The 26,992-nt window shown below is 71.0% G+C and carries 19 protein-coding genes; 6 read left to right on the top strand and 13 right to left on the bottom strand.

Annotation, left to right across the window (positions count from 1 at the left end; genetic code table 11):
- Positions 1–70: 70 nt before the first annotated feature.
- The 3 genes from RZ1_RS06015 (at position 71) to RZ1_RS06005 (ending at position 2,831) form a co-directional block, all read left to right on the top strand.
- The gene (locus RZ1_RS06015) at positions 71–1,318 is read left to right on the top strand and encodes a TetR/AcrR family transcriptional regulator (protein ID WP_169917876.1); all 1,248 of its coding nucleotides are present in this window, start codon (positions 71–73) and stop codon (positions 1,316–1,318) included.
- A complete protein-coding gene (locus RZ1_RS06010) occupies positions 1,300–1,962 on the top strand; it encodes an SDR family oxidoreductase (RefSeq protein ID WP_072810104.1) in 663 nt (220 codons plus the stop codon). The genes RZ1_RS06015 and RZ1_RS06010 overlap by 19 nt, the downstream gene beginning before the upstream one ends.
- 77 nt (positions 1,963–2,039) lie before the next feature.
- The gene (locus RZ1_RS06005) at positions 2,040–2,831 is read left to right on the top strand and encodes an alpha/beta fold hydrolase (protein WP_072810103.1); all 792 of its coding nucleotides are present in this window, start codon (positions 2,040–2,042) and stop codon (positions 2,829–2,831) included.
- A gap of 66 nt (positions 2,832–2,897) precedes the next feature.
- Here RZ1_RS06005 and RZ1_RS06000 read toward each other — a convergent pair whose 3' ends face one another.
- The 9 genes from RZ1_RS06000 to RZ1_RS05960 form a co-directional block, all read right to left on the bottom strand.
- Positions 2,898–4,817 carry an FAD-dependent monooxygenase gene (locus RZ1_RS06000; RefSeq protein WP_072810101.1) on the bottom strand — a complete coding sequence of 640 codons (1,920 nt, stop codon included), beginning with the start codon at positions 4,815–4,817 and terminating at the stop codon, positions 2,898–2,900.
- Between the two features lie 4 nt (positions 4,818–4,821).
- Complete coding sequence (locus tag RZ1_RS05995) at positions 4,822–6,153, bottom strand: MFS transporter (protein WP_072810099.1); 1,332 nt, start codon at positions 6,151–6,153, stop codon at positions 4,822–4,824.
- A gap of 118 nt (positions 6,154–6,271) precedes the next feature.
- Positions 6,272–7,210, bottom strand: coding sequence for a LysR substrate-binding domain-containing protein (locus RZ1_RS05990; RefSeq protein WP_072810097.1), 939 nt, complete (start codon positions 7,208–7,210; stop codon positions 6,272–6,274).
- Positions 7,207–7,911, bottom strand: a complete 705-nt coding sequence (locus RZ1_RS05985) for a DUF6875 domain-containing protein (RefSeq protein WP_072810096.1) — start codon at positions 7,909–7,911, stop codon at positions 7,207–7,209. Before RZ1_RS05985 ends, RZ1_RS05990 begins: the two co-directional genes overlap by 4 nt.
- Positions 7,912–8,018: 107 nt before the next feature.
- Positions 8,019–15,083, bottom strand: coding sequence for a non-ribosomal peptide synthetase (locus RZ1_RS05980; protein ID WP_072810094.1), 7,065 nt, complete (start codon positions 15,081–15,083; stop codon positions 8,019–8,021).
- Positions 15,084–15,233: 150 nt separating this feature from the next.
- The gene (locus tag RZ1_RS05975) at positions 15,234–16,226 is read right to left on the bottom strand and encodes an aldo/keto reductase (protein ID WP_072810092.1); all 993 of its coding nucleotides are present in this window, start codon (positions 16,224–16,226) and stop codon (positions 15,234–15,236) included.
- A 34-nt stretch (positions 16,227–16,260) separates the two neighbouring features.
- On the bottom strand, positions 16,261–16,656 hold the full coding sequence (locus tag RZ1_RS05970) for a MerR family transcriptional regulator (protein ID WP_072810090.1): 396 nt from the start codon (positions 16,654–16,656) through the stop codon (positions 16,261–16,263).
- Between the two features lie 33 nt (positions 16,657–16,689).
- Positions 16,690–17,685 (bottom strand): hypothetical protein, encoded by a 996-nt coding sequence (locus tag RZ1_RS05965; protein ID WP_139281775.1) that lies wholly within the window; start codon positions 17,683–17,685, stop codon positions 16,690–16,692.
- Positions 17,686–17,757: 72 nt separating this feature from the next.
- Positions 17,758–19,875, bottom strand: a complete 2,118-nt coding sequence (locus tag RZ1_RS05960; protein WP_072810087.1) for a hypothetical protein — start codon at positions 19,873–19,875, stop codon at positions 17,758–17,760.
- A gap of 245 nt (positions 19,876–20,120) precedes the next feature.
- Between RZ1_RS05960 and RZ1_RS05955 the strand changes: the two genes are divergently transcribed.
- Positions 20,121–21,413 carry a lipase family protein gene (locus RZ1_RS05955; RefSeq protein WP_139281774.1) on the top strand — a complete coding sequence of 431 codons (1,293 nt, stop codon included), beginning with the start codon at positions 20,121–20,123 and terminating at the stop codon, positions 21,411–21,413.
- Positions 21,414–21,425: 12 nt separating this feature from the next.
- On the opposite strand, the gene RZ1_RS05950 is transcribed toward RZ1_RS05955, so the two are convergent.
- Positions 21,426–21,623 carry a hypothetical protein gene (locus RZ1_RS05950; protein WP_072810085.1) on the bottom strand — a complete coding sequence of 66 codons (198 nt, stop codon included), beginning with the start codon at positions 21,621–21,623 and terminating at the stop codon, positions 21,426–21,428.
- Positions 21,624–21,829: 206 nt separating this feature from the next.
- On the opposite strand from RZ1_RS05950, the gene RZ1_RS05945 reads away from it, so the two are divergent.
- Together RZ1_RS05945 and RZ1_RS05940 are read left to right on the top strand one after the other, a co-directional pair.
- Positions 21,830–22,738 (top strand): hydroxymethylglutaryl-CoA lyase-like TIM-barrel protein, encoded by a 909-nt coding sequence (locus tag RZ1_RS05945; RefSeq protein ID WP_072810227.1) that lies wholly within the window; start codon positions 21,830–21,832, stop codon positions 22,736–22,738.
- 13 nt (positions 22,739–22,751) lie between these two features.
- Positions 22,752–23,708: a glycerate kinase gene (locus tag RZ1_RS05940; RefSeq protein ID WP_072810083.1), complete on the top strand. Its 957-nt coding sequence runs from the start codon at positions 22,752–22,754 to the stop codon at positions 23,706–23,708.
- A 71-nt stretch (positions 23,709–23,779) separates the two neighbouring features.
- Here the strand turns inward: RZ1_RS05940 and RZ1_RS05935 are convergent, their stop codons facing one another.
- From RZ1_RS05935 to RZ1_RS05925, 3 genes are all read right to left on the bottom strand, one after another.
- Positions 23,780–24,772 (bottom strand): hypothetical protein, encoded by a 993-nt coding sequence (locus RZ1_RS05935; protein WP_072810081.1) that lies wholly within the window; start codon positions 24,770–24,772, stop codon positions 23,780–23,782.
- Between the two features lie 62 nt (positions 24,773–24,834).
- Complete coding sequence (locus RZ1_RS05930) at positions 24,835–25,320, bottom strand: LppA family lipoprotein (RefSeq protein ID WP_072810079.1); 486 nt, start codon at positions 25,318–25,320, stop codon at positions 24,835–24,837.
- Positions 25,317–26,897: an alpha/beta hydrolase gene (locus RZ1_RS05925; protein WP_072810078.1), complete on the bottom strand. Its 1,581-nt coding sequence runs from the start codon at positions 26,895–26,897 to the stop codon at positions 25,317–25,319. The genes RZ1_RS05930 and RZ1_RS05925 overlap by 4 nt, the downstream gene beginning before the upstream one ends.
- Between the last annotated feature and the right edge of the window lie 95 nt (positions 26,898–26,992).

The following is a 26,992-nucleotide window of genomic DNA, read 5'->3' as shown; positions in this document are numbered from 1 at the left end:
CGTCACGCCCACGGCAGCGGCAACCGGACAACACCGACAGGGCAAACCGAGCGAACAGAGGCAGGTGCGCGTGGTCATCAAGACTTCCTCCCCCCCGGTCGAGCGCCGGTCGCGGCCGAAGGACCGTCGCGACCGCATCGCAACCGCGGCCGCGATCGCCTTCAGCGAGCGCGGCTACCACGGGGTGAGCGTCGAGGACATCGCCGCCGAGGTCGGAATCACCAAATCCGCGCTCTACCGCCACTTCCCGGGAAAGTACGCGCTGTTCCTCAACTCGGCCCTGATCCTCCTCGACGCGCTCGAAGCCGCACTCGAGCAATCATCGGGTGCGCATCCGGGAAACCCCCACGAGCAGCTCCGGGCACACCTGTCCTCGATCATCGGCACCACGATCACCCACCGCCGCACGGCGGGCATCTACCGATGGAAGCGCCGGTACCTGCACAAGAAGGACCGGCAGCCCATCCGCACGAGGTCGTGGGAGGTCAACCGGGCCATCCGCGAATGCGTCATCCGCATCCGCCCCGAACTGTCCGACGGGGACGCCTTCGTCACCGTCGCCGCGATGCTCAGCGTGATCGGCAGTATCACCGCACACAGCCTCGTGCTCTCCCCGCGCCGCGTCGAGCAGCTCCTGCTCGACGCGTGCACCGCGATCGCCGAATCCGATGTCGCGCCGACCGGCAGGCCCGCGACCGTGCCCGAAGCCGTGCCGGAGTCCGCCGCGGTGGGCAACATGCGCGAGGATCTGTTGCGGGCGTCGGTCCAGCTCTTCCACGACCGGGGATACGCGGAGATCGGGGTCGAGGAGATCGCCGCCGCGGTCGGCCTGCCGGCGTCCGGGGTGTACCGCTACTACCCGTCGAAGGCGGATATTCTCGCGGCCGCGTTCTATCGGGCCATCGACGGGCTCGAAGCCGCGGTCGCCGAGGAAGTGCGTACCGCCACCGACCCGGTCGACGCGGTGCGCGCCCTGACGGCGGTGTACGTGGACCTGTCGTTCTCACAGCGTGAGCTGATGTCCGTGTATTTCGCGGAGCTGATCAATGTGGCGCCCGGGCCACGCGCGGATCTGCGGCTGCGGCAACGCTCGAACATCGAGCAGTGGGCGGCCCTCCTGCGTGAGGTCCGACCCGAGCTGTCCGTCGTCGAATCGCGGTTCCTCATGTACGGGGCGCTCAACCTGGTGTCCGATCTCGGGGTGTTCCTCGGTCCCGCCGCGGCGCAGCAGGAGGCCCCGCGCATCCACAATCTGATGACGATCACGCTGCTCGGTTCGAACGTCCCGGAAGGACAGGCATGGCACGCATCGCACTGATCGGCGGACACGGGAAGGTGGCGCTGCACCTCGAACGGTTGCTGGCCGATGCCGGACACGAGACCAGCGCGTTGATCCGGAATCCGGACCACGCCGCCGACGTGCGCGCCGCCGGTGGCAACCCGGTGGTCGCCGACGTCGAGCACCTCGACGTCGCCGCGTTCGCCGATCTGCTGCGCGGCCACGATGCGGTGGTGTGGTCGGCGGGCGCGGGCGGCGGCAACCCGGACCGCACGTACGCGGTGGACCGGGATGCCGCAATCACATCGATGACCGCGGCGCAACAGGCCGGGGTGCGGCGCTACGTGATGGTGTCGTACTTCGGAGCCGGGCCCGCCCACGGAATTCCCGAGGACAACAGCTTCTTTCCGTACGCACAGGCGAAGGCGGCCGCCGACACCCACCTGCGTGCCACCGACCTGGATTGGACGATCCTGGGTCCGGGACCGCTGACGGCCGATCCGGCGACGGGGCTGATCGACACGGGTGCGGCCGCCGCCGGGGGCAGGGTGAGCCGGGCCGACGTCGCCGCGGTCGCCGCCGCGGTGCTCGAAGACCCGCGGACGGTGCACCGCACGATCGAATTCAACAACGGCCGGACACCGATCGCGGACGTCCTCGACGTCCTCGGGACGAATTCCTGAACCCGCGGTCGTGGCCGGACCGCCGCGATAGATTCCCGGTAGTTCGCGACCGCACAACGGCGACGGGAGCACGGTCGATGACGGCGTCCGAAGGAACGTGGGATCCGGCGATGGCCTGGCTGCGGCTCGGATCGGGTGCGCCGCTGGTGCTGCTGCCGGGCCTGAGCGCGCATCACCGAGCCCCGCAGGGATTCGACCGCAAGGCGCAGCTCGGCGCGATGAAACCGTATGCCGCACACCGCGAGGTGTGGTCGGTCAATCGACCGGTGGGCCTGCTCGCCGGCACCACGATCGCGGATTTGGCTCGCGATTACGCCGAGGCGATACGCGAGAGGTTCGATGCGCCGGTCGACGTGATGGGCACCTCCACCGGCGGCAGCATCGCACTACAGCTCGCCGCGGACCATCCGGACGTGGTGCGCCGGCTCGTCCTGGTCATCGCGGCGCATCGGCTCGGCCCCGGCCGGCGGGTCCAGCGGGACGCGGCCGCGCAGGTGCGGGCGGGCCGTCCCCGCCGCGCGATCGCCGGGCTCGCCGCCGCGACCGCCGCCCACGGCTGGTCGCGGCGCCTGTTGTGGATCGCTGGCTGGCTGCTCGAGCCCGCGATGGGCCGGCACGGATACGACGACATGCTGGTGGTCGCCGACGCCGAGGACGGCTTCGATCTGACGGACCGGCTGGGCGAGATCGCCTGCCCCGTGCTGGTCGTGGGAGGAGACCGCGACGGCTTCTACGGTGCCGACCTGTTCCGCGAGACGGCTCGCGGCGTTCCCGACGGGCGGCTGCTGCTGTATCGCCGGGTGGGGCACCTGGGCGTGATGCGCAGCAAGCGCCTGCCCGCCGACGTGCTGAACTTCCTCGATCGCTGAGCCGACCGCCCCGACGGCCGAATGCCGCACCGGCGCGGCCGGTGCGGCATTCCGCGGTGGACCGGATCAGGCCTGCGGGGTGAGTTCCGCGACCCGGACCGGCGAGGTGTCGGCCGCGGCGGCGACGGCTTCCTCGAACTCACGGCGCCCGACCTGCGAACCGAGGACCAGGGCGAGACGGGTGAGGAAACCCTCGCGATCGGATTCGTCGGCCTGGTCGATCGCGGCGGACAGGCCCAGCCACACGTTCTCGCGGCGCTCTTCGTCGTCGGTCAGGGCGTCGGCCGGACGCGCCGGGACGGCGGGGCCGTCGGGGGCGGTGCCGGTGCGCAGCGCGTCCGCGACACCGGACAGCCCGGCCACCGGCACACGGCACAGCACCAGTCCGTCGGGGCGGATCACGAACGCCTCGCCGGCCCTCGCGCCGAGGGCCTCGATCAGATCCGGAGCGTCGAGCACGGTGACATCGGCAGGGGCACCGCCCACCGCGCCGCCGACCAGGACGGCCCGCACACTCTCCGGGGACAGGGCGGCACCGAGTTCGGCCGCGGCGGCAGCCAGGGCCGAGCTGCCATCCGCGTCGAGACCCACACCGAGCACGGCGAAACCGGTTCCGCGCACCACGTTCAGCGACGAGTCCACGGCGCTGGCCGCGGTGACGACACGCACCTTCCGGTCGTCCACGGGGTCGCCCGGCAGCACACCGGTGACGCCCTCGGCGACGGGCCACGTCAGCGGGGAGATCCGGGCGTGGGTCGCGCTGGACTGGCGCGGGTTGATGAGGTGCCCGAACTCCGGGCGGTTCACCGCGAGCGCGAGCACCGCGTCGCGGGTCGTGCGGTGGCCGTGGCTGCCGGGCGACATGATGAGCGTGGACTTCCCGGCGTTCGCGACATTCTGTTCCCAGGCGTGGTGCCGCTCGACCGAGTACGCCTGCAGCAGTGCAGGTTCGGCGTTGCCGTGGATCACGGCGGCGAGCTGCCACGCGAGGGTTTCGGCGTCCTCCATGCCGGAGTTGAGGCCGCGCACGCCGAAGATCGGCACCAGGTGCGCGGCGTCGCCGGCGAACAGGATGCGGTCGTGGGTGAAGTCGCGCAGGGCCAGCGCGCGGGCGCTGTAGAAGCCGTGCCATTCGAGGGTCCACGGCAGATCGTTCTGCAGCCAGTCCAGGTGCTTCGTGATCCGCGCCCGGATCGCCTCCTCCTGGGTCTCGATCTCGGCGTCCTCGGACGGGTCGAGCTGATAGTCGATGCGCCAGATGTTCTTCGGCTGCTTGTGCATGATGATCGTCGAGCCGGGGTTGCTCGGCGGGTCGAACCACACCATGCGCTCGGCGGGCAGCTCGGACTCCCAGTGGATGTCCGCGATGACGTAGCGGCCCTCGTAGTTGGTGCCCTCGAGGCGCAGCCCGGCGAGTTCACGCATCCGGCTGCGGCCGCCGTCCGCGGCGACGACCCAGCGCGCCCGCAGGTGCCGCTTGCCGTCGGCGGTGTCGATCTCGAGGGTGACCTCGTCGTCGCCGCGCAGAATGCCGGCGATGCTCGCCGACCAGTACAGGGTGATGAGCGGGTTCCGCTCGATGGTGTCGACGACGATCTGCTCGTACTCGGACTGGGAGACGTTGATCATCGGCGGGCGCACGTCGAAGTCGCGCAGCGGCATCCGGAAGTGCAGGACCTGCTGGTCGCGGTAGAAGCTGCGGCCGCCGACCCACGGCAGCACGATCTGCTCGAGTTCGGCGCCGTAGCCGAGGCGGGCCGCGGCCTCGAGGCTGTGGCGAGAGATGCAGATCGCGCGGCTGCCGAAGGACACCTGATCGGCGGCCTCGATGATGGTGACCGGGATGCCGCGCTGGGCCAGGCCGAGTGCCGCGGCCATACCGATGGGCCCCCCGCCCACGATGACGACGGGCAGGGCCTCGTCGGTGGGCTGCATCGATTCGAAGCTCGACGCGGGGTACTTCCGGGGCTGGTAGTAGGTCGACATGTGGTCAGATCCCTTCCTGGTCGAGACGGGCGGGACGTGCGGGGGTGGAGGGCACGCGGAGGACGAGGATGCTCACGAGGCTGATCAGCGCGATCAGGACGAAGTAGCCGGTGATGGACCACGAGGTGCCGGTCTTCGCGAACAGCGTGGTGGCGATCATCGGGGCGAGACCACCGCCGAGGATTGCGCCGATCTGGTAGCCGAGGGACGCACCGCTGTAGCGCACGGCGGGCGGGAACAGCTCGGAGAACAGCGCTGACTGGGGCCCGGCACAGCAGCCGAGCGTGAACCCGAGTCCGGCCATCGCCAGGAACATGACGGGCAGGGTCGCGGTGTCCATGAGCGGGAAGAACAGGGCGGCGGCGATCACCAGGGCCGCGGAACTGCGGATGTAGACGGTGCGCCGGCCGACGAGGTCGGATCGCCATGCGCTGAACGCCATGCCGGCCATCCAGAACGGGCACGAGGCGATGAGCAGGGTCAGCATCGTCGTCTGGGAGAAACCGAGTTCCTTCTCGCCGTACTTGAGCACGTAGACCATGTAGGCGTAGGCGATGCCGTTGGTGGCGATGAACGTGCCGCCGGCCAGCAGAACCGTCTTCCAGTGCTTGGTGAGCACCTCGATGATCGGCAGCTTCGCGGCAGCGTCGGCGCTCTCGTCCTTCGACTTCCGGAACTCGTCGCTCTCCTCGAGGCCGAGGCGGATCCACATCGCGACACCGACGAGCACGGCCGAGAGCAGGAACGGAACGCGCCAGCCCCACGAGTCGAACGTCGCCTCGTCCATGAAGATGGACAGCGGCAGGAAGACCAGGTTGGCGAGCAGGACACCGGCGGGTACCCCGATCTGCGGCGCCGCGCCGTACAGGCCGCGCTTGCCGGCGGGAGCGTTCTCGGTGGCCACGAGCACCGCGCCACCCCACTCGCCACCGACACCGAGTCCCTGGACGAAACGGAGGACGACGAGCAGGATCGGGGCGGCGACTCCGATGGCCGCGTAGTTCGGTAGCAGGCCGATCGTGACGGTCGCGAAGCCCATCAGCAGCAGCGACGTCACCAGCATCGATTTGCGGCCGACGCGGTCGCCGAAGTGGCCCATGACGACACCGCCGATGGGCCGGGCGACGAACCCGACGGCAAGGGTCGCGAAGGCGGCGAGCGTGCCGGCCAGGTCGGAGGTGCCCGGGAAGAACTGGGGCCCGAGCACGAGTGCCGCGGCGGTGCCGTAGATGAAGAAGTCGTACCACTCGATCGCGGTGCCGACGAAACTTCCGACAGCGGCCTTGCGCGCGGTTGCGGCCGTGCGGGACGCCTCGCGCTTGTCGATAACCGTCATGGATGGGGACCTTTCGAGGAGGGCGGAGACGTGACCGCCGACACCACGATGACCCCCACCACAACCCCGTGAAAAGCGCGAAAATTGCCGCTTATTCCCCGGCTCTCTCGAAGTAGTCTTATTTCTGCACGTGGGAAGGGACGATCGACCCTGCCGCGAAGGTGAGAAATTCCCGGGCCGCCCGACTCAGCAGGGCCCCGTCCTTCCAGGCGACGACGACGTCGACCGGCGCGGGAACAGGGTCGGTGACGTCGCGGACAGCGATCTCGAAGCCCTCGTAGGTGATGTCGCGTCGCGGCCGCGACAACAGCAGCGTCCAGCCCAGGCCCCGGCCGACGAACGCCCGGGAGGTCTCGAAGTTGCGGGTCCGGTACACCACGTTCGGGGTGAATCCGGCGGTCCGGCACACCCCCAGCCCGTGGCTCGAGCTCGGCGGCGAATCGAGTAGCACCATCGGTGCGTCCCCGAGGTCCTGCAGCCGGATCGGCTCGTCGCCCGCCGCCAGGGGATGTGCCGCGGGCAGCAGCACCATCGGGTTGCGCTGCCCGATCGTCACCGTGCCCAGCCCGGGCCGCAAATCCAGGGCATACATCACCGCGACGTCCAGTTCCCCGGACTCGAGTTGAGCGGTGAGATGGTTCTGGTCGTCCTCGTGGAAATCGAGGTGCACCCGCGGATGGCTGCGGATGAATCCGTCCAGGAGCGCCGGCAGCACGGTCGGCCCCAGCGACGGATAGCACCCGACCTTGACCCTGCCGACCACCTCACCGGCCTCGGCGCGGGCGTCGGCCTGCAACTCCCCCGCCTGGTGCAGCAGGATCCTGGCCCGCTCGAGCACGCCCTCACCGGTCGGGGTGAGCCGCACCCCGCGCGCCCGCTGCCGGATACACAGCCGGGCACCGAGGGCACGTTCGAGTTCGGTGATCGACGAGGACACCGCCGACTGCGACATGCTCAGTACGTCCGCGGCGCCGGCGATCGACCCCCACTCTGCGACCGCGACGAACGCCGCGAGCTGGCGGAGTGTGTAGTGGGGAACAGGATCGACCGGGCTCATGCCCCCACGGTAGGCGCTGCGAGCTTCTCGGCGATCTCGGTCCGCACCGCCGACGGCACCGAACCGGCGAACTTCTTGAGGTAGGCCAGGACCCAATCCCGGTCGTCGGCGAGGAACGGGAAGTCCGAGCCGACCATGTGCCGGACGGCGAGCATGGGCAGCGGGGCGTCGAGTGCGCGGAAGTCGCTGTTGCGCAGACCGGAGACCGTGCACCCCGGGTAGAACTGGCCGAGCATCAGACCCTGCAGGACGAAATCCGACTTGCGGTCGTTCTGCACCCGCTCGATCACGTCGTAGTCCGTCATATCGGGGAAGACCACGACGACGGCCTTGAGGGCGGCGTCGGCGCCGGATCCGGGGGGCAATTCGGGGAACAGCTCGGCCAGATCGTCGGCGATGGCCCGCATGCGGTCCTCCCCGACATCGGCGCCCGGGACGAACGCCGCCCAGAACAGTCGCCGGGTGATCGACGGGCCGGCGAACGGGCACACGGGGCCGGTCCGGCCGAGGTCCTCGTGCGGCCGGCACAGGTAGTCGACCGCCCAGCGCCGGAGTTCGCCGGCGCGGGGGTGCTCGTCGGCACCGAAGCCGTCGAACAGGCTGCCGAGTTCGACGCCCGACCGGGGTCCTCGCACACGGAAGTCAGGATGGACCTCGGCAGAAGGTGTTTCGTCTCCGAGCTGACGGGTGGTGATCGACATGTTTTCTCCCAGAAGCTGTGTGGCCGAGACCGTCGGATGTCGTGAGACCAGAATCCTGCGGTGAGGCCGGCCGGGCCAGGCACCCCAGGGGTGCGTCTGCGTACCCCTCATGCCGTCGCGGTGTCCGCGGCCAGCAGGTGCCGCGCAAGGGCGGGGCCGAGAACGTCGAGGGCCTGCGGTCCCGTCAACTGCTGGTGGGTGGCGGGCACCGCGTGCTCGTCGATCCGCCCGGCGATGTGCCGCGTCCAGGCAGCTGCGGCGGTCGGGTCGTCGACGGATTCCGCGGCCGCGAAGTACAGGAGATCGGTGTCGAGCGACATCGATGGCCTGTGCGCGACAGCGAGTTCCACCGTCGCAGTGAACACGCGGTGCAGCGCCTCGACGCGCTCCGGGGTCACCGCGTCGAACAGGCCCCCCGTGTGACGCAGCACGTCCGCGGCCTGTTCGGCGGTGAGTGTGTCGTCGACGGGCAGGTCACCGAACTCGGCGAGCAGTTCCCCGAGGGTCGGCGGTTCGATGCGGATGTCGTTCTCGCCCAGCAGATGCGAATCGAGCATCGTGAGGGTCGCGACCGACTCGGGACCGAGCCGCACCGACATCTCGTGGGCGATCTGACCGCCCACCGAGTACCCGACGAGATGGTACGGACCGTCCGGCTGCACGGACCGGATCTGATCGATGTAGCGGTCGGCGAGCTCGGCGAGGGAACCGAACCGGACCTGCGGGTCGGTGAGCGCCGGGGACTGCAGTCCGTACACCGGGCGGTCCCCCAAGTAGGGCACCAGACCGGTGAAACACCAGGCCAGGCCGATCGCCGGATGGATGCAGAACACCGGAGTGCCCGCACCGTCGGGGCGCAGCGGCAGCAGCGGCGCCAGCGCGTCGTCGGCCTCGCGGTCCGGCGCGCTGGTGATCCGGTGGGCCAGGGCTTCCGGCGTGGGGTCGGTGAAGATCCACTGCACGGGCACCCGCCGGTCGACCCGGTCCGAGATCGTCGCGATCAGCACGGTCGCGCTCAGGGACGTGCCACCGAGTGCAAAGTAATTGTCGTCCAACCCGACCCGCTCGAGTCCGAGGTCGTCGGCGAAGGCGTCGGCGACGATCGTCTCGGCGGCGTCGCGCGGCGCCCGGTAGGCGACCCGGGTGTGCTCGGGCCGCGGCAGAGCGGCACGGTCGAGTTTGCCGTTGGCGGTGACCGGGACCCGGTCGAGGACGGTGACGGTCGCGGGAACCATGTGCGGCGCGAGCCGGGTACGGGCGTGGCCGAGCACCGCATCGGTGTCGACGACGGCGCCCGGGGCCGCGACGACATAGCCGGCGAGCCGATCGCCGTCGGCGTGGGCGACGGCGTGCGCGACCCCGGGATATCCGAGCAGCGCCGATTCGATCTCACCGAGCTCGATGCGGAACCCGCGCACCTTCACCTGCTGGTCGGAGCGGCCGACGTAGTCGAGTTCGAGCGTCCCGTCGTCGCGGCGACGCCAGCGCACAAGGTCGCCGGTGCGGTACATGCGCTGCCCGTTCGGTGCGGCGACGAACCGGGCCGCCGACAGTCCGGGGCGATTGCGGTATCCGCGGGCCAGCCCCGGCCCGGACAGATACAGCTCTCCCACGACGCCGACCGGCACCGGCCGCAACCGGTCGTCGAGCACGAGTTCGCCGAATCCGCGGATCGGACCGCCGATCGTGACGGGTTCTCCCGCCACGAGTGGTCGTCCCGCATTCGACTGGATCGTTGTTTCCGCCGGCCCGTACGTGTTCACCATCGTCCGGCCAGGGGCCCACCGCGCGACGAGTTCCGGAGGGCAGGTCTCACCACCGACCACGACGGTGCTCAGGTGGTCGAGTCCGGTCGGATCGACCGTGCCGAGCGCGGCGGGCGTCAGTGCCGCGTGCGTGACCTGCTCGCGTGCCAGCAGGTCGGCGAGCTCGCGGCCGCCGAACACCCCGGGCGGGGAGATCACCAGGCTGCCGCCGGTTCCGAACGCCCACAACATTTCCAGCACCGCCGCGTCGAAACTCGGCGATGCCGCGTGCAACACCCGCGCGTGCGGCCCGAGCCCGAACCGGGCGCGCTGCTCGGCCACCAGGTTCGCGAGCCCCGCATGCGTGACCTCCACGCCCTTCGGCACCCCCGTCGAGCCGGACGTGTAGATGACATACGCGGCATGCTCGGGCCGCAGCGGCACCCGCACCCCCGGGCGATGGGAATCTTCGCCCGGATAGGCCGAAGACTGTTTCCCATCACCCGGGGAGGACGGAGGCACGGCGAGCCAGGGGACGGAGCCCGGGAGATGCCCGGCCGAGTCGGGCGTGGTGAGGCCCAGGGAGGCACCGGAATCGGCGAGCATGTGCTCGATGCGACCGGCCGGGTACTGGGGGTCGACGGGGACGAACGCGGCACCGGTTTTCGCGACCGCCCATACGGCGAGCACCGACTCCACCGAGCGGGTCATCGCGATCGCGACCACCGACTCCGGGCCGACGCCGGAATCGGACAGGTTGTGTGCCAGTCGATTCGACTGATCATCCAGCTCACGGTAGGTGAGCCGACGCTCCCCCGCGACCACCGCGACCGCTTCGGGTTCGGCGACCGCCGCGGCGGCGAACAACTCCGGCAGGGTGACGCCGGGAGCCGACGTACCGCCCGAAACCGGAACCAGTTCGGCACGTTCGGCGTCGTCGAGGAGGTCGAAGGCGCCGACCGGCCGAGTCGGCTCGGCGACGACGGCGCCGAGGAGACGCACGAACCGCCGCACGAAGCCGTCGACGGTGTCACGGTCGAAGATGTCGGTGGTGAAACCGAATTCGGCGATCATGCCGGCAGGGGCGCCGGAGCGATCGCGGGTCTCGTCGACGCTCAGGTACAGATCACACTTGGCGACCTCGAGATCGACGTCGACGGTCTCGACGACCAGCCCCGGCAGATCGAGTCGGGTCGCATCGAGGTTGCGGAACTCGAGGAGCACCTGGAACAGCGGCGCGTGCGCGGAGGATCGCACCGGATCGAGCGCCCGGACGACATGATCGAACGGGACGTCCGCGTGCCCGAATGCGTCGAGATCACCGTCACGCGCCTGGGTCACCAGATCACCGAACGTGGACTGCGGTGCGATGCGGGTACGGAGGGTCACCGTGTTGACGAACATCCCGACCATGTCGTCGAGCGCCGCGGCGCCGCGGCCCGCCACCGGCGTGCCGATCGCGAGATCGTCTGTGCCCGAGAGCTTCCCGAGCAGAAGAGCGAGGGCAGCGTGCACCACCATGAACACGGTGGCGTCGTGGTCGCGGGCCAGGTCGATCACCGCACGGTGCAGGGCCGGGCCGATCTCGAACGGCACGGCGGCGCCGTGCGCGGAGCGGAACACCGTCCGATCCCGATCGGTGGGCAGTTCGAGCAGTTCCGGCAGCCCGTCGAGGGTGCGACGCCAGAAGTCGATCTGAGCGGTCGCGAGCGACGCCGGGTCGGTGTCGTCGCCTACGACCTCCCGCTGCCACAGGGTGTAGTCGGCGTAGTGCGCGGGCATCGGCATCCACTGCGGCGCAAGCCCAACGGCGCGGGTCGTGTAGGCGAGCATCACGTCCCGCGCAAGCGGTGCCATCGAGAATCCGTCGGCCGCGATGTGGTGCAACACGATCGCGACGACATGCTCGTCCGGGCCCAGCCGGAACAGTGCGGTGCGCATCGGCACGTCGACGCTCACGTCGAACCCGGCGGAGGCGACGGCACGCAGCCGCTCCCGCAACTCGCTTTCGCCCGAAACCGGCACCGGTGTGAGGTCGTCGGTGCCGATGCTGTCGGCGGGGAGCACGACCTGATGGGGGCCCAGCGTCGACGACGGGTGGACGGTGCGCAGCGACTCGTGCCGATCCAGCACGTCGGCCAGAGCGGCGCGCAGCGCATCGAGGTCCAACTCACCGGTCAGGCGCAAGACGATCGGAACGTTGTAGGCCGGGGAGGCCGGATCGACCTGGTTGACGACCCACATACGCTGCTGCGCGAGCGAGAGCGGCACGTACTCCGGGCGGGGACCCGCGACCAGCGCGGGCCGATCCCCCACGCGCCGACCGGCCGCATCGGTGCGCGCGGCCGGCGCCGCGACGGCATCGGTGCGCGCGGCCAGCGCCGCGACGGTCGGCGCCTCGAACAACTCCCGCACACCCAGATCCGTGCCCGCGTCGGTGTTGACGCGCGCGACCACGCGGGTCGCGCTCAGCGAGTTGCCGCCGAGGTCGAAGAAGTTGTCGTCGAGACCGACCCGGTCCAGGCCCAGCACCTCGGCGAAGGCCGCCGCGGCGGCCCGCTCGGTGCCGGTGACCGGCGCCCGGTATTCGGCACGGGCGAGGTCCGGGGCGGGCAGGGCTGCGCGGTCGAGCTTGCCGACCGGGGTGAGCGGCAGTTCGTCCAGCATCACGATCGCCGCCGGAATCATGTGGGACGGCACGAAATCCCGGAGGTGCTCGAGCAGCGCCGCTGCGTCGGGATCGGTCGCCGTGCCCGGTTCGGCCGGGGCGGGAAGCACGTAGGACACGAGCACGGTGTCCCCGCCCGGTCCGCGGCGCCCGACGGTGACGGCGAAGTCGACGCCGCGATGACGGGTGAGGGCGGCATCGATCTCGCCGAGTTCGATGCGGATGCCGCGGATCTTGACCTGGAAGTCGGACCGGCCGAGGTAGTCGAGGGTCGGGGCGCCCTCGGCGGTCTCCCGCCAGCGCACCACGTCACCGGTGCGGTACAGCCGCGCACCGGGTTCGCCGAAGGGGTCGGCGACGAACCGGGACGCGGTCAGCGCCGGCCGTCCCCGGTAGCCGCGGGCCAGCGCAGGCCCGCCGAGGTACAGTTCGCCGGCGACACCGGCCGGGACGGGACGCAGCGCGGCGTCGAGGACCACCTCGGTGAACCCGCGGGCCGGTCCGCCGATGGTCACCGGTTCTCCCGGGGCGAGTGCGCCGCTGAGGTTGGACATCACGGTCGATTCGGTGGGCCCGTATCCGTCGAGCATCGTCCGGCCGGGAGCCCAACGCTCCACCAGTTCCGGTGCGCACGCCTCCCCCGCGACGAGCAGGACACGCAGCGCGTCGAGGCCGGCCGGGTCGAGCGAGGCGAGCACGCTCGGGGTGAGCACGGCATGCGTGACGGCCTCGCGACGCAGCAGGCCGGTGAGGTCGTCGCCGCCGTACACTGCCGGGGGGACGACGACCAGCGTCGCGGCCGATCCGATCGCCCACAGCATCTCGAACACCGACGCGTCGAAACTCGGTGAGGCACAGTGCAGCACCTTCGCATCCCGGTCGATGTCCAGGGTGCGTTGCTCGGCCACGAGGCCGGCGAGGCCGCGGTGCGTGACGACGACACCCTTGGGCAGCCCGGTCGATCCCGACGTGTAGATCACGTAGGCGGCCTGACCGGGATGGACCGGGGCGCCTTCGTCGATCGGAGCGTCGGACACGTCCTCCGTGGGTTCGTCGAGCACGAGCCAGCGCACCGAACCGGGCAGCCGGCGCAGTGTCGACGAGACGGTCACGCCGACAGTCACTTCCGAATCGGTGATCATGTGCTCGATGCGTCCGGCCGGGTGGGTCGGGTCCACCGGCACGAATGCGGCACCGGTCTTCGCGACGGCCCACACCGCGGTCACCGACTCGACGGATCGGGTGAGCGCGACCGCGACGATCGACTCGCGTCGCACCCCGGCGGCGCGCAGGACACGAGCGAGCCGGTTCGAGGACGCATCGAGTTCGGCGTAGGTGACGTGGCGGCCGGACCCCGCGAGTGCGATTCCGTCCGGGTTCGCTGCGACCGCGTCGGCCAGCAGCTGCGGCAGCGTGACCTCGGGCATCGAGGCGGCACCGGGCACGAGGGTGCGGTGCGGGGCCTCGAGGTCCGCCGCCCGGGTGCCCGAATCGGCGGCGAGCATCGCCTCGACGAGCGCGACGACGGCGTCGTGGTGTGCCCGCAGATCGTGGTCGCCGTAACGATTCGGATTCGCGGCGGACTCGACGAACACCGTTGCCCCACTGCGGTACACGTTCACAGTGAGGTCCGGGACGGGGCCGGTCGTGAGGATGTGGAAGTCGGCGGACAACGCGCCGAACTGCAGGTGCCGGTCGAACAGCATCACGTTGACCATCGGACCCGACACGGCCCGGGCGGCGGCGTCGGCGCCGAGGTCGCGCAGGATGTCCTCGACGTTGCCGCGCTGGTGCCGCAGCGCGCCGAGCAGTTCGCCCTGGACCCGGTCCACGAGGTCGCCGACGGTGTCGCCCGGACGCATCCCGACCCGGATCGGAGCGACGTTGGCGAGCATGCCACCCGAGCGCCGCAGGATCGCGGTGGGACGGGCCGAGACCGGAATGTCGACGGTAACCTCGCGGCGGCCGGTGCGTCGCGACAGGTAGTGAGCGAACGCCGCGACGAGGGTGGCGGCCGGGGCGGCCTCGGTGTCCGCGAGGAACGCGGCGGCCCGGTCGGACAGGGCGGTGCGGACCGTGCGGCTCGTCGCGACCGGCGGTGCGTCCCGGTCGGCGAGGGAGGCACCGCCCGTGCGGGTGTTCAGGCGCTGCGCCCAGTAGTCGCGGTCGGCAGCGAACCGGTGGGACGCGCGGTAGTCGCGGTCGAGCCGTTCGAGGGTACGCAGGTCCGCAGCCCGGTTCGGTTCCGGCACAGAGTGTTCCACCGCGGCGGTGTAGAGGGAGGCGACGCGGCCGACCATGGTCGCGGCGCCGTGCCCGTCGAGCGCGATGTGGTGGATGCGGCTGTACCACAGGTAATGCGCATCACCGACCCGCAGCAGCGTCGACTCGCACAGGTGGTCGCGGTCGAAATCGACCGGGGATGTGTAGTTCGCGTGCATCCACGACTGCGCAGCGGTCAACGGGTCCGGTTCGGCACGGAAGTCGAGGAACCCCATCGCCGCGTCCACCGGCGGGTCGACCACCTGGTGCGGTTCGCCGTCGACCTCGACGATGCGCAGGAACACCGACTGGAACTCGTGTGCGGCGCGCATCGCCACATCGCGGAAGAGCGCGACATCGAGCGCACCCCGGATGTCGAGATACTGGGCGATGCAGATCGGCACATCGGGTGCGAGTTGCTGCGCGAACCACAGTCCGTGCTGGGCGGCCGAGAGCGGGAACGGCTCGTGGACGGTGGTCGACGCGGCGTGGTCCATCGATTCACAACCCCTGTAATGCCGGCGCCGCGGGTCCGCGGCGGGACGGTGGATTCTTCGGTTCGCCGGTTCCGATCCGGCTACTCCACGGTCCCGCGGCGGGGCCTCACGATGAACCCACCCCAGGGGTGTTGTGTGCTCACCCGTGCATCAAGCGTCGATGCTGCTCATGTCGCCGTAACGGGCACCGGCGACGGCGCCGCGCGGTACGGCGGCGTCGAGCGCCGCGACGTCGTCCGGCCCGAGATGCACCTCGAGTGCGGCCACGTTCTGCTCCAGATAGCGCACCCGCTTGGTCCCGGGGATCGGCACCACGTCGTCGCCCTGTGCCACGACCCAGGCGAGGGCGAGTTGCCCCGGTGTGCAGCCGCGGTCGTCGGCGAGCGCGCGGACCCGCTCGACGAGCGTGAGATTGGTCTGCAGGTTCTCGCCGCTCGACCGCGGGAAGTACGCGGACCCGCGGCTGTCGCCGGCAGTGAACCCGGACGCCGGCACCGTCCCGGTGAGCAGCCCCCGGCCGAGCGGTGAGTACGGAACCAGGCCGATGCCGAGTTCGCGCAGCGTCGGCAGGATCTCGTCCTCGATGTCGCGGGTGAACAGGGAATATTCAGTCTGCAGCGCTGTGATCGGGTGCACGGTGTGTGCGCGGCGGATGGTCGCCGCCGATGCCTCGGACAGACCGAGGTGGCGGACCTTGCCTGCGGCGACGAGTTCGGCCATCGCGCCGACCGTGTCCTCGATCGGCACGGTCTTGTCGACGCGATGCTGATAGTAGAGGTCGATGTGGTCGACGCCGAGCCGCTCGAGGGAGGCATCACACGCGGCTCGCACGTAGTCGGGGTGACCATTGATGCGGAGACGGGTGCCGTCGGGGCGGCGTTCGTTGCCGAACTTGGTGGCGAGTTGCACCTCGCCGCGGCGACCGGCAATCGCCCGGCCGACGAGCCGCTCGTTGGTGAACGGACCGTACATGTCCGCGGTGTCGAGAAACGTGACGCCCAGGTCGAGGGCACGGTGGATCGTTTCGATTCCACCGGCCTCGTCGGTCGTTCCGTAGAACTCCGACATGCCCATGCAGCCGAGGCCGAGAGCCGAGACGTCGAGGGATGCGGTGGTGCCGAGTGTGCGCTGGTGGATGGTCATGTCGTCCAGCCAACAGCCTGGAGTGCACTCCAGGTCAAGCCCCGGCTGCGCGGGCCGCCCGTTCGAGCCGGTCGGTGTAGATGGCGAGCTTGTGGTCGATCGCGCCCAGATGGGCGGTGACCTCGGCGAGCTGACGCAACACCTCGAGCCGGTGGGCCTGCAGCAGCGCGACCCGCTCGGTCTCGTTGCCGTCCCCGGCACGCACGAGATCGGCGTACCTCCGGACGTCGCGGATCGGCATACCGGTGGCGCGCAACCGAGTCACCAGCTCGATCCAGCTCAGATCGTGGTCCTGGTAGCGGCGATGGCCGCTGCCCGAACGCGGCACCGGCCGTAGCAGCAGGCCGTCCCGCTCGTAGTACCGCAACGTCTCGATGGACAGTCCGAGCCGGTCCGCGGCGGCGGCAATGGGAATCCCGATGGCAGGCATATCCCGAGTGTCACTCCTGGAGTGCACTCCGGGTCAAGTGGTCTCGTTCGGTGCGGCGGCACCCGGGATGTCGGCGGAGGGGACGTCGGCGTCGGCGTCGGCGTCGTGACGATGCCGGGCCTCGCCGACCTTGGCGATGCCGCGGCCGATCCGCTCGACACCGGAAGCACCGACGCCGGCGGCCCGGTCACCGAACGCCTTGGCGCTGCCACCGATCGCCACGCCGAGCGCACCACCGACGATGCGAACGGGACTGGAAATCTCGTCGAGTGCCTCGGCGATCCCGGGATCCTCGTCGTCGAGCCACCCGGCGGCATCGGCCCGGCACGCCCCACGGAAGTCGTCGAGGTCCTGACGCAGCTCGAGCATTCCCTTCACGGTGCGTGTCGACGACAACCGCCGCACGAGTTCGAAGGCAGTGCCTTCGGCGGACCGCGCCAGCGCGCGGCGGGCGCGTCGCAGCAACTCGCCGTCGTGACCGAAGTGCTCGGCAAGCAGTCCGCGGGCCTCGGCGATCGCCCCGGGCAGCGCGCCGGGATCGTCGGTACGCAGGTTGTCGAGGCGCAGACGGTGCCACAGGTACAGCGAGTCCTCGACGAGGACGAGCAGTTGCAGGGTCTCACCGAGCCGCTGCTCGGGGTCGAGGGCGCCGGGTTCGGCAGCGTCGGCGGAGTCGAGAACCACCGACGCGCGGTTGCGCAATCGGGTCACGGCCGTGGCGAGCGGCGCACCGAGATCGGCGATGGCTTCCCATTCCCGCGTCGGCAGCGCACCGGCCTGGTCGACGATCGCGACGGCGCGGGTCAGCGCATTGTGGTGGGCGACGACATCGCCGAGGCCGGGGGCATCGGCGAGTTCGAGGACCTGCTCGACAGCGCTCGAACCGGCGGGATTCGAACCGGTACCGACCGCCCCGGACGACATCCGGGCCACCGCGGCCTCCACCGACGAGACGGCAGCGCGCAGCGCGCGGACCACCGCGTCGACCGGTTCGCCGGCGGGGATGTCGGGGTTCGGTTCGTCGGTCATGGTGTCCATGGTGCTACGTCCGGTTTCCGGGCGCACGCGCTACCCGGCACTCGCACGCGCCACCCGATCCCGTCAGTTCGGGACGCGCACCCACGCGTCCTCGAGCAACGCCACGATGTCGATCTCGCGTCGGGCCCGGTACGCGCTCAGGACCCGACGCGGACGGGTCTCGTCGTCGAGCCCGATCGCGGCGGCGAGCGCCTCCGCCGTGCCCTCCTCGGGCACGATCTCCGGTGCCGAATGCCCGACCAGAGCCAGCGCCTTGCGCAGCGGCTCGGCATTCTCGGCGACCGTGCGCAGCGGCACGACATCGAAATGCCCGTCGGGATGGAACTCGAGGAACACCTCGTTGTCCTCGTCGACCCCGAGGTCCTCGAGGAATCGGCGCACCGTGCCGAGCTGCGGGGTCGCACCGGACCACCGAATCACCTGCGTTCCCAGACGGGAACCGAGCACCACTTCCCCGCCGGGCGGGCATCCGACGATCCCCGCGACGGCGGACGGTACCGGGAAGTCGGCGCCGCGCAGGTGGTCGCGGGTGGCCGTGACACGCAGCCGGGCGACGCCGCCGAGCAGGTAGAGCCGGCGTGTGCGGCGCGGCGATCGCATCTGGATGTGAGTGCGCATCCGCCGCCGGACGCGGCCGCCGACGATCTCGAAGTCGCCGCTGTCCGCGAAGATCCGGGCCGCGGCCTCGGAGATCTGGAACCGCGCGGCCAGCGCTCCGGCGAGTGCGGTGGCGTCGACGGCGGCCCCGCCGGGGGCGTCGACGGCGGCCCCGCCGGCGGCGTCGACGATCCGGGCGATGCGAGCCCGGACAGCCCCCGGAACGTCGGTCTCCCACTGGACCAGGGACCACATTCCCGATGCGGTGACGGCGAACCGCTCGTCCTCCGCGATCTCGTCGATGATGGTCGCGGTGTCGTGGGTGGTGTCCATGCGGGTGACGAGGGCGGCGGCGGGCATCGGGTCGCCCAGGATCTCGAGCACCTGCGCCGCGCGGTCGGCCAGGCTGTCCTGGCGAGTGAGGACCCGCCCGTCGAACACCGGCAGTCCGCAGTGCCGCAGCCACGCGGTGAGTTCACCGGCGGGCAGATTCCACAGGGCCGTAACCGCGGCGGGCTCGACGACCCCGTTCTCGGATTCGAGCTCGGCGAGCAAGGCGCGCGTCTGTCTCTCCGCCTCGGCCAGGTTCGGCACCGCGACCCAACCGCCTGACACATCGAAGCGGTCGTCGAGACGGTTCAGCACCTGACGGAGCGGAACGTCGAGACCCGGTACCGGGCGGGACAGGTCCGGATACATCGCCTCGATCCGGTCGAACGAGGCGACGGGACGCACGTGCACGCGCAGCGCGGCGAGCAGGTCCCCGACCGCCGTGCCGAACGGGAATGTCGACGGGGCGGACGGGTCCACGGCGACCTCGCCGAGGACCCGCTGCCGCAGGTTCTCCCGATCGGGTGCGGGCAGGGTGGCCACGTAGTCGCCGAGTTCGGTGATCGGATCGTCCGGGTCGGGCAGCGGCAGGTCCCGCGCGGTGAGGGCGGTGATGCGCGCGGCCACCTCCTGGATCTCCTCGGGGGCGCCGTCCTCGAGCTCGACGCGCAGCAACGGACGGTCGCCGTGGCCACGCAGCACCCGCCATCGGGCCAGCTCCGCGAGGTCGGCGAGGAGCAGATCGAGTGCGGGCACCTCCGGTCCGGCCTGCGCACCGGGGGATGCGCGCAGCACGCCCGGATCGCGCAGGATCGCGACGACCAGCGCCGCGCACACGATTTCGTGCACGGTGTCGGGGTCGGCGCCGCGCACCGCGAACAGCTCGGACGGGGAGCGCTCGAACAGCGCGGCCGTGGTCGCGACCCCCGGCAGGCGGCCGACGACCGTGGCCGCGGCGGTGCCGAGATCCAGCCCGGTGACCGGCACGTCGATGCGGGCGGCGAGCCCGTGGGCGAGCGGCGTTTCGGGATGGTCGGTCACGTAGATGTGGGCCAGCGCCGCGCAGATCGCAGGAACATCGGCCGAGGCGGCCGTCTCGGCCGGCGACTGGTTCTCCCACCAGTGGTCGCCCGGAGCGAGTGCGGACAGGGCCGTAGCGCGCCCGGAACCGTACCGCTCGAGCCACGGCATCAGCTCGAGCCAGCGGCGCTCACCGAGTTCGTTGTCGGACAACGCTATGGACCACAGCGACACGACCGGGTGCTCCTCTTCGACGTTCGGCGGGATGCCACAAACCACGGACCCCCCACCGCCACGGTCGCCCGCGCGGGACACCGCCCGAACGACTCTACCGGTGCCCGCCGGGGCAGGCTTCGCGACCGGTACCGGAAAGCGCGGGCCCGCACCGACGATTTGCCCGGACCCGGCGCCGCGTGGCGGTACCGTTGACGAGGTCGGCGGGCATCCCACCGAGGTTCACCTCCAGCGAGGAGTTCCGAATGCGACGTCCACCTCGAGCGACCTCGACGCTGTCGACCGGATCGCTGTCGACAATCATTCTCGTCGCAGCGTGGGTCCTGCTGGGAGCCGGACCGGTGTCCGCGTCTCCGGTGTCCGGATTCCCCCTCCCGCTTCCGGCGCCGCCGCAGGTGACGCTCGACGACGTGCTGCCGACACCGATCCTCGACGACCCGTTCTTCGATCGGCCCGAGGGTCTCGACACCTATCCGCCGGGCACGGTGCTGCGTGAACGTCCGGTCCGGATGCGGGCGCTGCCGGCGGCGGTCGTCCCGCACACCGCACGACAGTTCGTGGTGCGCTCGACCGACTCGGCCGGGCGGCCGATCCCGGTCACGGCGACGCTCGTGCTGCCCGACAGCCCGTGGCCGGGTGGTCCGCGGCCGGTCGTCGTCTACAGCATGGCGATCGATTCGCTCGGCAGCCGCTGCACCCCGTCGTATCGCGTCGTGCACGACGCCGTCGACATCGACGTTCCGCCGATGCTGCCGGTCCTGCTCGCGCGTGGCTGGGCGGTGCTGGTCCCGGATCATCAGGGGCCGCACATGGCGTATGCCGCCGGCCGGCTCGCCGGGCACGCCGTACTGGACTCGGTGCGGGGGTTGCGCGCCATCGCACCCGAACTCGCGGACGCCCCGCTCGCGATGACCGGTTACAGCGGCGGTGCCATCGCGACGGGCTGGGCTGCCCAACTGCAACCGACGTACGCGCCCGATGTGCGGTTCACCGGTGCCGCGGCCGGCGGGTTGCCCGCCGACCTGGCGCTGCTGCGGACCACGATGAACGGGCAGCTCGGATCGGGGCTGTTCCTTGCCGCGACGGTGGGTCTGGCCCGCGAATATCCGCAGCTGCTGGTCCTGGCCAACCCGCTGGCCGCGGTGCTCGCCGCAACACCGCTGAAGGATCAGTGCACGATCGCGCTGGCCGCCACGGGCATCGCCATGGTTCCCGTCGAGGCGTTCACCACCGTGCCCGATCCGTTCGAGGATCCGGGCGTCCGGCAGGTGCTCGACGACAACCGGCTCGGCGGGCAGACACCGCAGACACCGATGTACCTGTACCACGGGTCGTCACAGGTCTTCCTCGGCGACGAGTTCATCCCGGAATCGGGAGTTCTTGCCCTGCAACAGCAATGGTGTGCCGGCGGGGCGAACGTGACCTATGTGCCGGTGTGGGGCGAGCACCTGACGGCCGCGGTTGCGGGCGCACCCGGGATGCTGGACTGGATCGCCGATCGACTCGCCGGCGTGCCGGCATCGCAGGGCTGCCCGTGACCGCGCGAACGTTCAGGACGTGGCGGGGTCCGAATCCTGGGCATCCTGTGCGGCGGGCCTGAGCCGCAACAGCACCAGACCCGCCACGAACGCCACGATCAACGACGCGACCGCACCGTTGACGTGCAGGGCGTTGACCGCGACCGCGGCCCCGACGACACCTGCAAGCAGGGCACACCACAGCAACGCCTTCGCGATGACCGCACCCATGACCACGCACCTTCCGCAAGGCCCCAATCCGACAAATCACGATAGTGTCACCTGTCACAACCGCCGCGACATCCGGTCCGGCGTGTCCGGAAATCCGTCCTCCGGCAGCTCCCCGCCTGCCGCTCCGGTCCGTAGGCTCGGGGTTCAGGCACGAGACGACGAGGCGGAGGTAAGGCGTGAACTTCGGGGACGTGCGACTGCGGGACGTGACGCTGCGGGATGTGACGCTGCGTGACGGACTGCAACTGACCGGCAAACTCCTGCCCACCGAACGCAAGGTGCGTCTCGTCCGGTCCCTGCTGGATGCGGGCGTCCCCGAACTCGAGATCGGATCGCTCGCCCGCCCGGACCTGGTCCCGCCGATGGCCAACAGTCTCGAACTGATCGCGGCGCTCACCGAGGAGGAACTCGACCGCTGCTGGGTGTGGGTCGCCACGCCCCGGCACGTGGAGAAGGCGATCGCGGCCGGCGCACGACACTTCCAGTACTGCTTCTCGGTGTCCGACGCCCACAACAACGCGAACATCGGCCGCGACACCGAGACGAGCATCGCCGCGATGCCCGCCGCCGTCGACCTGGCCCACGCCGCCGGCGGCAGCATCCAGTTGTGCCTGGCCACGTCGTTCACGTGCCCGTTCGACGGCCCCGTCGATGCCGACCGGGTCCTGGAGATCGCGTGCGATCCGCGCACCGACGGTGCCGCCGACATCGTGCTCGCCGACACCCTCGGGCAGGCCGTGCCCGGCCAGGTCGCGGAACTGGTCTCGCGTGTACGCGCCGAATCCCCCGGACGCCGGATCGTCTACCACGGCCACGACACGTGGGGGCTGGGCGTCGCCAACAGCCTCGCCGCGGTGTCGGCCGGCGCGAGCGTCGTCGACGGGGCGCTCGCCGGGCTCGGCGGCTGCCCCTTCGCACCAGGGGCGAGCGGCAACACCGCCACCGAGGACCTGCTGTTCGCGACCCGCCCGCAGTGGCTGTCGCCGGAGGTGTTTGCCGATCTGGTCCGGCTCGGCGAGGATCTCGCGGCCGAACTGGACGAGCCGAACCGGGCCCGCGCCACGCAGGGCGCGCGTTCGGAAGCTGCAGCGTTCGAATGGGTGCTGCGCTCATGACAGGATCACCGACGTGCGAATCCTGATCGCCCCGGACAGTTTCAAGGGCACCTACCGGGCCGCCGAGGTCGCGGACGCCGTCGCGGCGGGCGCCGAATCCGCGGGGCACGAGACGATCAGGCTTCCCGTCGCCGACGGCGGCGAGGGCACTCTCGAAGCGCTGACCGGGCCGATGCGCCTCGACCACATCGAGGTCGCGACCGTCAATCCATGGCGAATGCCGTGCCCGGGAGTATTCGGTCTCGCCGCGGACGGAACCGCCGTCGTCGAACTCGCCACCGCAAGCGGAATAACCACCGCGCACAACGGCTTCCGTGATCCGGTGACCGCCGACACCTACGGCACCGGCCTGGTGATGGCAGAGGCGGCGCGGCGCGGCGCGCGCCGGATCGTCGTCGCGGCCGGTGGTTCGGCGACCACCGACGGCGGTCTCGGCGCCATCGCCGCGATCGATTCGGCCGGCGGCCTGCACGGCGCGTCGGTCACGGTACTGACCGACGTCACCACCCGATACGTCGATGCGGCCCGGGTGTTCGGACCGCAGAAGGGCGCCGACCCCGCCACGGTGGACCTGCTCACACAACGGCTCGACGCGGCCGCGACGGCCCTGCCGCGCGACCCGCGGTGCGTCGACGGGACCGGAGCAGCCGGCGGCTTCTCCGGCGGCATGTGGGCCCGGTACTGCGCCGATCTACGCTCCGGAGCCGAATTCGTGCTCGACGCAGTCGAATTCGATCGGAATCTCGCGACCGCCGACCTTGTCGTCGTCGGCGAAGGACGCCTCGACGGGCAGAGCCGCGCCGGAAAGATCGTCTCCGCGATCCTCGCGCGGACCGGTTCGGTACCGGTGGTCGCCGTCGTCGGTTCGGTAGGCGACGACCTCGGCGACTACCGCGACCGGTTCGCCGATGTCATCGTCGCTACGGATGCCGACGCGATGCGCGCGGCGGGAGCGCGACTGGGCCGCTGACCGGCCCTACCCGGTGAACCTCGTAGGGCAGCGAGTTTCCGCAGCGGATCGCCGCTCGACGAATCGGCTGCCTAGGGGCACGGCTGTGGACCAGGGGTGGGAACCGGCGCGGGAATCGGGTCCGGATCCGATGCGCGGGCGGGCCAGGACGCGGGGCGGATCTGCGGTGCGTCGGGCGCACCCGAGGCGCACGGCGCCGGCGCCGGACCTCCCGTGTACGTCGGGGCGGGCGGTGCGGAAGTCGGGACGGGCCGCTCGTCGAACACGACGGTGGGTTCGGCCTCCCGCGATTCGCCGGCATCGCCGATCGCGACCGCGAGACCGGTTCCGAGGATCGCGAGCAACACCACCAGCAGCCCCACCAGCGCGGCGACCTGTCCGCGGCTGCGGGTTCCCCCGGCTACCGGCAGCGGCGCGTCCCGACGGGCCGCGACGAGTGCCGCGCCCGTCGCCCGATGCCACGGCACACCGTGCGGGGTCACGAACGGAACACCGAGCACGGTGGCCAGATCGCGGGCGGCACCGGTGTCCCCCGGACGCAGGTCGAGGAACACCAGGGCCTGCGGCGATCGGCCGGCACGAGCGATCGCCTCGTCCATCGCGTCCGGTAGCAGTTCGGCGTAACCGATGAGGTCGTCGCCGTCCGGAGTCACGGCCGCCGACACGGTCCCGGCGGCGACGTCCACGACCGCGACGGTCTCCGCTGTCCCGTTGCGGGTGTGCAGTGCCAGCACCGGGGTTTCGGCCAGTTCGGGGGCGTTGGCGAGGAACGCGAGCCGGGCCGCGTCCACGTCGACGGAGGTCACCTCCACGGACGCGGCAGCACGGATCGCGTCGGCGATGCCGGGAGCGGCCACCAGCCCGATCCGGCCGATGGTCAGCCCCGCACGTTCGGCGCGTTCGGTCATGGCGGCGACGGCACCGGCCGCCGCGTCGGCCGTCTCGTCGGATTCGGACGCGGCCCACCGCTGCGAATCGAACGGGCCGAGCACCGGAACGTCCGCGTCGACGAGCACGGCGCTGATCTCACCGTCGTCGACTGCGACACCGAGCACCGCACGCATGACATCCCCCTCGCCGGCTCGGACTGACCTGGACGGACAACCGAGCGTAACCGACGCGACCGTCAGCGCGGGTAGCAGCCGACCTCGAGTCCGAGCACCGTGGACACCCCGGCCCCGAACGTGACCGCCGAGCCGTCCGACGCGACGCGCCGTTCGTCGAAGCGGGGGGTCACCCGCGGCACCGTCACGTGCTGATGGAATCCGGCGCGGGCGGCGGCGCGGTCGAACACGTCGATGGCACGCTGCACGTCGCCCGGAACACTGTGGTCGGACACGAGCAGCGGTAGGTGCGCAACCCAGCCCGTGCTGCCGTCCTGCATCTCGCATCCCGCATTCAGTCGCGCGCGGCTGGTCCCGAAGACCAGTTCGGGGAACTCCGCCGACAACGCATCGGCGATCTCGCGCTGCACCCGCAGGTAGTGGTTGACGGCCCCGTCGATGGTGGTCGCGACCGGTTCCGGGACGGCGCGGAACTCGGGACCGGACGCGCATCCGGCAGTCGCCGCGAGCAGCACCACCATCATCGGGATCAGGTGCCGGGCCCTCATCGCACGGCCTGTCCGGCGAGACCCGCGACGACCAGCGCGACGTTGTAGGAGCTCATCGTCCCCGGATTCAGGTAGGCGCTGTGGCCGGTCGAGCCGCTGTGCGACGCACCGGAGCCGTCGATTCCGGCGTCCGACGACAGCCGGGTCAGGCCGTCGAGGAAGCTGGGGTCGCCGCCGAACGTGCCGGCATCGGCGACCGGATCACGGTCGGCCTCGACAAGGAACGCCGAGCCGGGCGGAAGACCCAGGTCGTCGACGTCGCCGGTGCCGATGCCGGGCGCACCCAGGAAGACGGCGGCATCGGCGGGGGCGCCCTGCGCCAGGGCCAGGCCCGTGACGAGCGCACCGTAGGAATGCCCGATCGCGGTCACGTTCGGATTGTCCTGGCGCGCATCGAGTCCCGACAGGAATTGGGCGAGGTGCGGTGCCGCTCCTGTCGCTGCGAGATCGGACACCGGACTGCGTTCGGTCACGGCCATCCCCCAACCCCACTGCGGGGCCTGGTAGTTCAGCCACGTCACCGCGGCGACCGAATGATCCACGCGGCCGGACGATTCCAGTCCGCGTTCGGCTTGTGTCCGCACCGCTGCCATCTGTTCGTCGTAGCCGGCGAGATTGCCCTGCACGGTCGACCCGGCACCCGGGGTGAACACCGCGACGTGATCGGCCGTGTCGACGTCGCCGACCGCGACCGCGGCCATGGCCTCGCGCCCGGACAGATCGAGGTTCAGCAGCTGCCGGTCGTCGCGCGCGAGCACGTCGCCGATGGCGTCGAGCGCGGCGAGCTTGTTGCGGGTCTGTTCGAGGCCGGCGTCGGCGTTGCTGAACACGCCCCCGAAGATGTTGCTGTCGAGCTCGGTGGCGAGCCGCTCGGCGACACGTTCGAGCCGGACGCGTTCGTCCTCGAGCAGTGCGCGGTTCGCGCGGTCCCGGTCGGCGGCGGGAATTCCGTCCAGTCCGCCGATCTCGCCCGGGCGGGTGGTGAGCAGTCGTTCGCGGGCCTGCTCCCCGAGCATGTCCCACCAGCGCGTCACCTCGCGGGAGTCGGTACCCGGTCCGGGCACCGGGACGAGCGCCGGCCCCTGGGTGTGGATTCCACCGAACGGTGTTCCGCCGGAATCGAGTTCGTTCGCGACCTCGGCGAGTGCGGCCGCGGCCTCGCGGTCGAGGGTTGCGGCGGATTCGAGGATCGCGACGATGCGGAGGCGGACCTCGTCGGCGTCGGCGGAATCGGCGGGAGCGACCGTGCCGTCCGGTCCGATCGTCAACCCCAGTTCCGCGGCCCGGCGTGCGGTCTCGTCGAGCCGGGCGCGCAGCAGCCGCAGCCTCGGAGCGCAGTCCGACGCACACCGTCCCGCCCTTCGATACGAATCCGCATGGTCGAGAATGTGTTTGCCGGTCCGCGCGATGTTCCCGGACGCGGTGTCGTAGGTTGATCCGATCCACGTCCCGCCGATCCTTCCGGCCGCGATGACGTCGACGCCGACGTTCTCGATCCGTCCGGCGAACCCCGTGAGCGTGCCGCCGAACTTCTCGAGCGCGTCCGGATCCCATTGCTGCAATTGCCGGATGTCCATCCGCTATCACCCCCGGCTCCGCACAGTAGTGGACGGCAACGACACCCGGCCCGCGACGGGTGTCGCGGGCCGGGTGTCTGTGGATGAATCGTGCG

The organism is Rhodococcus zopfii NBRC 100606 = JCM 9919 (genome assembly GCF_001895025.1).
GTDB classification, from domain to species: Bacteria; Actinomycetota; Actinomycetes; order Mycobacteriales; family Mycobacteriaceae; genus Rhodococcus; species Rhodococcus zopfii.
This window is presented reverse-complemented; position numbering and strand designations above follow the sequence as displayed.

Excerpts from the sequence above, each read along its gene's own strand:
- RZ1_RS05935 (WP_072810081.1), bottom strand. The coding sequence starts at position 24,772 with ATGCGTGCGGTGCTCGGTGTCGCAGTCGACGACGGTGAGATCAGCGCC.
- RZ1_RS06010 (WP_072810104.1), top strand. The coding sequence starts at position 1,300 with ATGGCACGCATCGCACTGATCGGCGGACACGGGAAGGTGGCGCTGCAC.
- RZ1_RS05925 (WP_072810078.1), bottom strand. The coding sequence starts at position 26,897 with ATGGACATCCGGCAATTGCAGCAATGGGATCCGGACGCGCTCGAGAAG.
- RZ1_RS06000 (WP_072810101.1), bottom strand. The coding sequence starts at position 4,817 with ATGTCGACCTACTACCAGCCCCGGAAGTACCCCGCGTCGAGCTTCGAA.
- RZ1_RS05975 (WP_072810092.1), bottom strand. The coding sequence starts at position 16,226 with ATGACCATCCACCAGCGCACACTCGGCACCACCGCATCCCTCGACGTC.
- RZ1_RS05985 (WP_072810096.1), bottom strand. The coding sequence starts at position 7,911 with ATGTCGATCACCACCCGTCAGCTCGGAGACGAAACACCTTCTGCCGAG.
- RZ1_RS05970 (WP_072810090.1), bottom strand. The coding sequence starts at position 16,656 with ATGCCTGCCATCGGGATTCCCATTGCCGCCGCCGCGGACCGGCTCGGA.
- RZ1_RS05930 (WP_072810079.1), bottom strand. The coding sequence starts at position 25,320 with ATGAGGGCCCGGCACCTGATCCCGATGATGGTGGTGCTGCTCGCGGCG.
- RZ1_RS05965 (WP_139281775.1), bottom strand. The coding sequence starts at position 17,685 with ATGACCGACGAACCGAACCCCGACATCCCCGCCGGCGAACCGGTCGAC.
- RZ1_RS05995 (WP_072810099.1), bottom strand. The coding sequence starts at position 6,153 with ATGACGGTTATCGACAAGCGCGAGGCGTCCCGCACGGCCGCAACCGCG.
- RZ1_RS05955 (WP_139281774.1), top strand. The coding sequence starts at position 20,121 with ATGCGACGTCCACCTCGAGCGACCTCGACGCTGTCGACCGGATCGCTG.
- RZ1_RS05990 (WP_072810097.1), bottom strand. The coding sequence starts at position 7,210 with ATGAGCCCGGTCGATCCTGTTCCCCACTACACACTCCGCCAGCTCGCG.
- RZ1_RS05950 (WP_072810085.1), bottom strand. The coding sequence starts at position 21,623 with ATGGGTGCGGTCATCGCGAAGGCGTTGCTGTGGTGTGCCCTGCTTGCA.
- RZ1_RS06005 (WP_072810103.1), top strand. The coding sequence starts at position 2,040 with ATGACGGCGTCCGAAGGAACGTGGGATCCGGCGATGGCCTGGCTGCGG.
- RZ1_RS05980 (WP_072810094.1), bottom strand. The coding sequence starts at position 15,083 with ATGGACCACGCCGCGTCGACCACCGTCCACGAGCCGTTCCCGCTCTCG.